4 protein-coding genes are annotated in these 5,861 nt (G+C 62.0%); 3 read left to right on the forward strand and 1 reads right to left on the reverse strand.

Annotation, left to right across the window (positions count from 1 at the left end; genetic code table 11):
• Positions 1-85 precede the first annotated feature (85 nt).
• The 3 genes from clpX (at position 86) to hupB (ending at position 4,516) form a co-directional block, all read left to right on the forward strand.
• A complete protein-coding gene (gene clpX / locus EOA28_RS22270) occupies positions 86-1,360 on the forward strand; it encodes an ATP-dependent Clp protease ATP-binding subunit ClpX (RefSeq protein WP_040981372.1) in 1,275 nt (424 codons plus the stop codon).
• Between the two features lie 274 nt (positions 1,361-1,634).
• Positions 1,635-4,046 carry an endopeptidase La gene (gene lon / locus EOA28_RS22275; protein ID WP_112127684.1) on the forward strand — a complete coding sequence of 804 codons (2,412 nt, stop codon included), beginning with the start codon at positions 1,635-1,637 and terminating at the stop codon, positions 4,044-4,046.
• A 197-nt stretch (positions 4,047-4,243) separates the two neighbouring features.
• Positions 4,244-4,516 (forward strand): DNA-binding protein HupB, encoded by a 273-nt coding sequence (gene hupB, locus EOA28_RS22280; protein WP_027166452.1) that lies wholly within the window; start codon positions 4,244-4,246, stop codon positions 4,514-4,516.
• Between the two features lie 71 nt (positions 4,517-4,587).
• On the opposite strand, the gene EOA28_RS22285 is transcribed toward hupB, so the two are convergent.
• Positions 4,588-5,610: an aldo/keto reductase gene (locus EOA28_RS22285; protein ID WP_127251583.1), complete on the reverse strand. Its 1,023-nt coding sequence runs from the start codon at positions 5,608-5,610 to the stop codon at positions 4,588-4,590.
• Positions 5,611-5,861: the final 251 nt, after the last annotated feature.

Here is a 5,861-nt window from a genome sequence, read left to right on the forward strand (position 1 = left end):
CTGGCGGGGGCGGATTCCCGCGATAGATTGGTGAGACGTCACTGAAAGCCAGACCATCGGCGGGCGTTGGTGAAAGGACAGAAAAATGAGCAAGGTCAGCAACGGCGGCGGTGATTCAAAGAACACGCTTTACTGCTCGTTTTGCGGCAAGAGCCAGCACGAAGTCCGCAAGCTGATCGCCGGACCGACCGTCTTCATCTGCGACGAGTGCGTCGAGCTCTGCATGGACATCATCCGCGAGGAGAACAAGACCTCGATGGTGAAGTCGCGCGAGGGCGTGCCGACCCCGCAGGAGATCCTCAAGGTCCTCGACGACTATGTCATCGGCCAGCCCTACGCCAAGCGCGTGCTGTCGGTGGCGGTGCACAACCACTACAAGCGCCTCGCGCATGCCGGCAAGAACAACGACGTCGAGCTGGCAAAGTCGAACATCCTGCTGATCGGCCCGACCGGCTGCGGCAAGACGCTGCTGGCGCAGACGCTCGCCCGCATCATCGACGTGCCCTTCACCATGGCCGACGCCACGACGCTGACCGAGGCAGGCTATGTCGGCGAGGACGTCGAGAACATCATCCTGAAGCTGTTGCAGTCGGCCGACTACAATGTCGAGCGCGCCCAGCGCGGCATCGTCTATATCGATGAAATCGACAAGATCTCGCGCAAGTCGGACAATCCCTCGATCACCCGCGACGTGTCGGGCGAGGGCGTTCAGCAGGCGCTTCTGAAGATCATGGAAGGCACGGTCGCCTCGGTGCCGCCGCAGGGTGGCCGCAAGCATCCGCAGCAGGAGTTCCTGCAGGTCGACACCGCCAACATCCTGTTCATCTGCGGCGGCGCCTTCGCGGGCCTCGACAAGATCATCTCGGATCGCGGCCGCAAGACCTCGATCGGCTTCGGCGCGACCGTGGCCTCGCCGGAGGATCGCCGCACCGGCGACCTGTTCCGCCAGGTCGAGCCCGAGGATCTGCTGAAATTCGGCCTGATCCCGGAATTCGTCGGCCGTCTGCCGGTCCTGGCGACGCTGGAAGACCTCGACGAGCCGGCGCTGATCCAGATCCTGACCGAGCCGAAGAACGCGCTGGTCAAGCAGTATCAGCGGCTGTTCGAGATGGAGAATGTCGATCTGACCTTCCACGAGAACGCGCTGTCGGCGATCGCCAAGCGCGCGATTGAGCGCAAGACCGGCGCGCGCGGCCTGCGCTCCATCATGGAAGCGATCCTGCTCGATACGATGTTCGAGCTTCCGGCGCTGGAAGGCGTGCGCGAAGTGGTGATTTCGGAAGAGGTGGTGTCCGGCAACGCAAGGCCGCTCTACATATATTCCGAGCAGAAGGAAAAGAAGGGCAATGTCAGCGCCTGAAATGGCACTGGACCCGTCATTTTCATGGAACGGCGCCCGCGTGGCGCCGTTTTGCTGTCAACGGGGCGCGGATATGCGATGGAACGGGTCGAGCGACCGTGTTAACCCTTGATCTTTGCCCCGGCTGCATCCACCTAACAGCAGAAGGCCGAGGCGCCGAATTCTGTGCTGTAAAACTCCCGTCACAAACGGTGGTAGGCGGAACGACACTCGGTCGTTAATATGAGATTCGCGGTTGGCTAAAATAAGCGGCCGCGACATGAAAGGTTGGACAATGGCCAAGATATCCAAGGCTTCCGGCGACGGCGTTTTCGCAGTCCTCCCACTGCGCGATATCGTCGTGTTCCCGCATATGATCGTTCCGCTCTTCGTGGGCCGTGAAAAGTCGATCAAGGCGCTGGAAGAGGTGATGGGTCAGGAGAAGCAGATCCTGCTCGCCACCCAGATGAATGCAGCCGACGACGATCCTGAGCCCGATGCGATTTTCGACATCGGCACGCTCGCCAATGTGCTGCAGCTCTTGAAGCTGCCCGACGGCACCGTGAAGGTTCTGGTCGAGGGCGCCTCGCGCGCCAAGATCGTCTCGTTCACCGACCGCGCCGATTTCCATGAGGCCCGCGCCACGGCGCTTGCCGAACCGGAAGAGGAAGAGGTCGAGATCGAGGCGCTTGCCCGCTCGGTCGTCACCGACTTCGAGAATTACGTCAAGCTGAACAAGAAGATCTCGCCCGAAGTGGTGGGTGCCGCCAGCCAGATCGACGACTATTCCAAGCTCGCCGACACGGTTGCCTCGCATCTCGCCATCAAGATCCCCGAGAAGCAGGAGATGCTCGCCACGCTTTCCGTGAAGGAGCGTCTGGAGAAGGCGATGGGCTTCATGGAAGCCGAGATCTCCGTGCTCCAGGTGGAGAAGCGCATCCGCTCGCGCGTCAAGCGCCAGATGGAGAAGACGCAGCGCGAGTACTACCTCAACGAGCAGATGAAGGCGATCCAGAAGGAGCTCGGCGAGGGCGAGGACGGCCGCGACGAGGCCGCCGAGATCGAGGCGCGCATCAAGAAGACCAAGCTCTCCAAGGAGGCCCGCGAGAAGGCGGAAGCTGAATTGAAGAAGCTGCGGTCGATGTCGCCGATGTCGGCTGAATCGACGGTGGTGCGCAATTATCTCGACTGGCTGCTGTCAATCCCGTGGGGCAAGAACTCCAAGGTCAAGCAGGACCTCAACTATGCGCAGGACGTGCTCGACGCCGATCATTTCGGCCTCGACAAGGTCAAGGAGCGCATCGTCGAGTATCTTGCCGTGCAGAGCCGGCAGAAGAAGCTGAAGGGGCCGATCCTGTGCCTCGTCGGACCGCCCGGCGTCGGCAAGACCTCGCTCGGCAAGTCGATCGCCAAGGCGACCGGCCGCGAGTTCATCCGGATGGCGCTCGGCGGCGTGCGTGACGAGGCCGAGATCCGCGGTCACCGGCGGACCTATATCGGCTCGATGCCCGGCAAGGTCATCCAGTCGATGAAGAAGGCCAAGAAGTCCAACCCGCTCTTCCTGCTCGACGAGATCGACAAGATGGGCCAGGACTTCCGCGGCGATCCGTCATCGGCCCTGCTCGAGGTGCTCGATCCGGAGCAGAACTCGACGTTCATGGACCATTACCTCGAGGTCGAATACGACCTGTCGAGCGTGATGTTCGTGACGACGGCGAACACGCTGAACATCCCTGCGCCCCTGATGGACCGCATGGAGATCATCCGCATCGCCGGTTACACCGAGGACGAGAAGATCGAGATCGCCAAGCGTCACCTGATGCCAAAGGTGATCCGTGATCATGCCCTGCAGCCGAACGAATTCTCGGTCGGCGAGGATGCGATCCGCGGCATCATCCAGACCTACACGCGGGAAGCCGGCGTGCGCAGCCTGGAGCGCGAGCTGATGAAGCTCGGGCGCAAGGCGGTGACCGAGATCCTGCGGACGAAGAAGAAGACGGTGAAGATCACGGCGGAAAACCTCGCCGATTATCTTGGCGTGCCGCGCTTCCGCTTCGGTCAGGTCGAGGCCGACGATCAGGTCGGCGTGGTCACGGGTCTTGCCTGGACGGAAGTCGGCGGCGAGCTGCTGACGATCGAAGGCGTCATGATGCCCGGCAAGGGCCGCATGACGGTGACGGGCAATCTGCGCGACGTGATGAAGGAATCGATCTCGGCGGCGGCTTCCTATGTCCGCTCCAGGGCGCTCGATTTCGGCATCGAGCCACCGCTGTTCGACAAGCGCGACATCCATGTCCACTTGCCGGAAGGCGCTACCCCGAAGGACGGCCCGTCCGCCGGTGCCGCGATGGCCACGGCCATCGTGTCAGTGCTGACGGGTATCCCGGTCCGGGCCGATGTGGCGATGACCGGCGAGATCACGCTGCGTGGCCGCATCCTGCCGATCGGAGGCCTCAAGGAGAAGCTGCTCGCGGCATTGCGCGGCGGCATCAAGAAGGTGCTGATCCCGGAAGAGAACGTCAAGGATCTGGCGGACATTCCGGACAATGTGAAGAACGGCATGGAGATCGTTCCGGTCTCGCGGGTCGGCGAGGTGCTCGCGCACGCGCTCACCCGGATGCCGGAGCCGATCGAGTGGGTGGAGCCGGTTAATGCGCCGGCTCCGGTCGACAGCGGCGACGATGCCGGAAAGTCGCTCGCGCACTAACAAAAGTTAAAGTTGCAGTGCACAAAGAGAAAGCCGGGCCTTGGGCCCGGCTTTTTCATGTGAAAAAGCCACGAAAAAATGCAAAAAAGCCCGGAATTCCGCGGTTTTTGGGCTTGGGTTCCGGATCGCTTCTTTCTAAAGTCCGTTTCCTGCCGGATGAGTCGTAAGTTCCGGTTTTCTCATGGAAGGGAATTTTGATGAACAAGAACGAACTGGTGTCCGCTGTCGCCGACTCCGCAAGCATTTCGAAGGCTGATGCGCAGTCAGCCGTCGATGCGGTGTTCTCCGTGATCACTGGCGAACTGAAGAAGGGCGGCGATGTCCGGCTTGTCGGCTTCGGAAATTTCACCGTGTCAAAACGTGCTGCTTCGACCGGCCGCAATCCGCAGACCGGCGCGGAAGTGAAGATTCCGGCGCGCACCGTGCCGAAGTTCTCGGCCGGCAAAGGCCTCAAGGACGCGGTCAACTAAGACCTTTTTCTTTAAGAGCAGAAAAGCCGGGCTTGCCCGGCTTTTCTTTTTTCAGGTGACAGGCAACCGGCTCAGGCCGTCGGCGCGTCGGCGCGCATCAGGCCTTCCTGTTTCAAATCCGCCCAGAGTGCAGCCGGTAACTTGGTGTCGAGCAGCGCGCGGTTGCTTTCGACCTCTACAGGCCGCTGGCCGCCTGGGATCACCGACATCACCGAAGGATGCTGCAGCGGGAATTGCAGCGCCGCCTCGATCAGGCGCACATTGTGGCGCTTGCAGACGGTCTCGATACGCGCGACGCGATCCAGGATCTCCTTCGGCGCCTCGCTGTAGTTGTAGAAGGCGCCGGGCTTCGGCCCGGTGGCCAGCACGCCGGAATTGTAAGGACCGCCCAGCACGATGCCGATGCCGCGCTTCTGGCAAAGCGGCAGGAAGGACTGCAGCGCTTCCTGTTCGAGCAGCGTGTAGCGGCCGGCGAGCAGGAACAGGTCGAAGTCGCCGCGTTCGGTGAGCGTCTGCGCGACCTGCCATTCGTTGATGCCGCCGCCGAAGGCCTTGATCACGCCCTGGTCGCGGAGCGAAAGCAGCCCGTAATAGCCGGACGACATGAACTCCGCGATGCGGGCATCCGAGGCTTCCTTGCTGCCATGGGTGAAGATGTCGACGTCGTGCACGAAGAGGATGTCGATGCGGTCGACGCCAAGACGTTCCAGCGAGGCCTCGAAGGAGCGCAAGACGCCATCGTAGGAGTAGTCGTAGACTTCCCGGCGCGACGGCGTCTCGAAGAATTTGCCGATGCCGGTGCGCTGGTCCGGCGGGGCAACGCGCATGATGCGGCCGACCTTGCTCGACAGCACATAGTCGTCGCGCTTCCTGCCGCGCAGGAAAGGGTTGAGGCGGGTTTCCGACAGGCCGAGGCCGTAAAGCGGCGCCGTATCGAAGTAGCGACAGCCAGCCTTCCATGCCGCTTCCAAGGTGGCATTGGCGTCCTCGTCGGAGATGGCGCGATAGAGATTGCCGAGCGGCGCCGTGCCGAAGCCGAGTTCGGTGAAGGTGATGCCGCCATTGCCGATGCGGTCGAAATGCCGTGTCTTCATGTCTGACGATGTCCCGGAGTGATTTGTCTGACATGACACTATCACGCCGGTGGCCCAGCAAAAGTGCCGAGGCTCGTTGGACAGCGATTTTCGCAATGGTAGCATGAACAAAAACAAGCCTTTCGCGGCCTGCGAGCCGCCGAATCCGTAGAGACACGCGACATCGCGCAGACAGGGTGAGCCATTCCATGAGCAAAGCCGGATCCGGCATGTTCGCGACCGCGCTGGACGAGCTTGGCGCGGTGCTGGCG

This window comes from Mesorhizobium sp. M2A.F.Ca.ET.067.02.1.1, from assembly GCF_004023285.1.
Classification (GTDB): Bacteria; Pseudomonadota; Alphaproteobacteria; order Rhizobiales; family Rhizobiaceae; genus Mesorhizobium.

Coding starts and splice junctions, on each gene's coding strand:
- clpX (WP_040981372.1), top strand. CDS start 86: ATGAGCAAGGTCAGCAACGGCGGCGGTGATTCAAAGAACACGCTTTAC.
- lon (WP_112127684.1), top strand. CDS start 1,635: ATGGCCAAGATATCCAAGGCTTCCGGCGACGGCGTTTTCGCAGTCCTC.
- hupB (WP_027166452.1), top strand. CDS start 4,244: ATGAACAAGAACGAACTGGTGTCCGCTGTCGCCGACTCCGCAAGCATT.
- EOA28_RS22285 (WP_127251583.1), bottom strand. CDS start 5,610: ATGAAGACACGGCATTTCGACCGCATCGGCAATGGCGGCATCACCTTC.